At 69.4% G+C, this 1,994-nt stretch carries 2 protein-coding genes; one reads left to right on the forward strand and one right to left on the reverse strand.

Annotation, left to right across the window (positions count from 1 at the left end):
* Window positions 1–178: 178 nt before the first annotated feature.
* Window positions 179–1,066, forward strand: a complete 888-nt coding sequence (locus IE219_RS31310; protein WP_189983717.1) for an alpha/beta hydrolase — start codon at window positions 179–181, stop codon at window positions 1,064–1,066.
* Between the two features lie 18 nt (window positions 1,067–1,084).
* Here IE219_RS31310 and IE219_RS31315 read toward each other — a convergent pair whose 3' ends face one another.
* Window positions 1,085–1,867: an IS5 family transposase gene (locus IE219_RS31315; RefSeq protein ID WP_373298924.1), complete on the reverse strand. Its 783-nt coding sequence runs from the start codon at window positions 1,865–1,867 to the stop codon at window positions 1,085–1,087.
* Window positions 1,868–1,994 lie beyond the last annotated feature (127 nt).

A 1,994-nucleotide genomic window follows, 5' to 3' on the forward strand; every position in this document is an offset into this window, starting at 1 on the left:
ACAAGACCGCCCAGTCCTACGAAGCAGCCGTCACTCTCGCATCACTCCTGATGTGGGCGTGACATTTGACGACAGAACCTAGGAAGCAGCCCGACCTTCCCGGGCCCCGGCCGTCGGCCGGACAGTGGACACAGGCCCGCAGATCGCCGGCCGGCACTGATTCCCCCAGGAGCAGAACATGAGGACCGACGTCCGCTTCCCCACCAACGGCCTGCAGCTCGCCGGCCACCTCTACCTCCCCGACGGCGCCGACGGACCGCTCGCCGCCATCGTCGTCGGCCACCCCACGACCGGAGTCAAGGAGCAGGCGCCGGCGGCGTACGCCACACGCCTGGTCCAGGAGGGATTCGCCGTCCTGACCTTCGACGCCGCCTTCCAGGGCGAGTCCGAGGGCATGCCCCGCGGCCTGGAGGACCCCTTCCAGCGCGCCGAGGACTTCCGCGCGGCGGTCTCCTACCTCACCACCCGCCCCGAGATCGACTCCGAGCGCATCGGGGTGATGGGCGTGTGCGGCTCGGGCGCCTACGTGCCCTACGCCGCCCAGACCGACCACCGGATGAAGGCCGTGGCCGGCGTGTCCGGGACGGACGTCCCCAGCTTCTTCCGCGGCGCCGACCCCGAGGGCTGGCAGCAGATGGTGGCGAACTCCGGAAACCTTCGCAGCGCCGAAGCCGCCGGCGAGCCCGCGGCGACGTTCGCCGTCCTCCCGGAGACGGCCGACGCCGACACCCCCGCCCCGACGGCCGAGTTCGTCGACTACTACAAGACGCCCCGCGGCCATCACCCGCGCTCCACGGGCGACATGGTCGTACGCAGCGCCGACCTCCTCGACCAGTTCGACTCCTTCGCCGGCGTCGCCAAGATCGCGCCCCGCCCCCTGCTCATGATCGCCGGAACCGAGGCGGTGACCCGCGGGTTCTCCGAGAAGGCCGTCGCCGACAGCCCCGGCAACGCCGAACTGTTCCTCGTCGACGGCGCCACCCACGTCGACCTGTACGACCGCGACCAGTACGTGACCCCCGCCGTCGCCAAGCTGGCTGAGTTCTTCGGCAAGCACCTCGCCTGAGCCGACAAGCGTGAGCCGTCATCCAGCGGGCGCCTCGTCCGCGCTGCGGGTAGATCCCCCTTGGTCAGGGTGAACGTCCCCGGCGAGAGTCAGGCGCCCGAGTATCGCGAAGGCGTTGGCCACAGCCACTCGCCGATGGCTGCGACCAGCACCACGGCCTCGTAGCGAACGGCAAGCTTGTCGTATCCGGGAGGCGTACGCCTTGTCGGCACGCACCCGATTGGGGCGGACACGCGGCCGGCCCGGCCCGATGCGAGGCACGCGGACCTTCTCCAGCACGGGTTCGAACTGCGGCGAGTCACCGCACTGTCCCGCCGTGAGCACGATCGACAGGGGCTGCTGGCCCTGCTCGACGGCCAGGTGCAGCTTGGTGGTGAATCCGCCGCGCGAGCGTCCAAGGGCGTGATCACCAGGTTCGACGAAGATTCCGCCCGGTGGTTCCTTCTGCGGATCGCCCTGCTTGCGGGCCCCGGCCGCGTGCTGGTGGGCGCGGCAGACCGTGGAGTCGACGTTCAGGTCCCAGGCGATCGCGCCTTTCGCATCGGCCAGGGACTGGAGCCGAGTGAGGATCCGCTGCCAGGCGCCGTTCCGCTGCCATCGGCGGAACAGGTCGTAGACCCGGCTCCACGGTCCGTACTCGGCGGGGACGGCTCGCCACGACACACCGGTCCGGACCCGGAACCGTATGCCGTCGATCAACTGCCGTCGAGGCCAGACCGGCGGTCGCCCCGTCTTCGTGCCCTTCGGCAACAACGGCTCCAGCACCGCCCACTGCTCGTCCGTGAGATCTCCCCGACCCATGAACCGTGATCATTCACAGCCCAAGATCCACTTTCGATACACGGCCTAGGTTCTGTCGTCAAATGTCACGCCCACATCAGGAGTGATGCGAGAGTGACGGCTGCTTCGTAGGACTGGGCGGTCTTGT

Source organism: Streptomyces termitum (assembly GCF_014650175.1).
In the GTDB taxonomy this organism is placed as follows: domain Bacteria; phylum Actinomycetota; class Actinomycetes; order Streptomycetales; family Streptomycetaceae; genus Streptomyces; species Streptomyces termitum.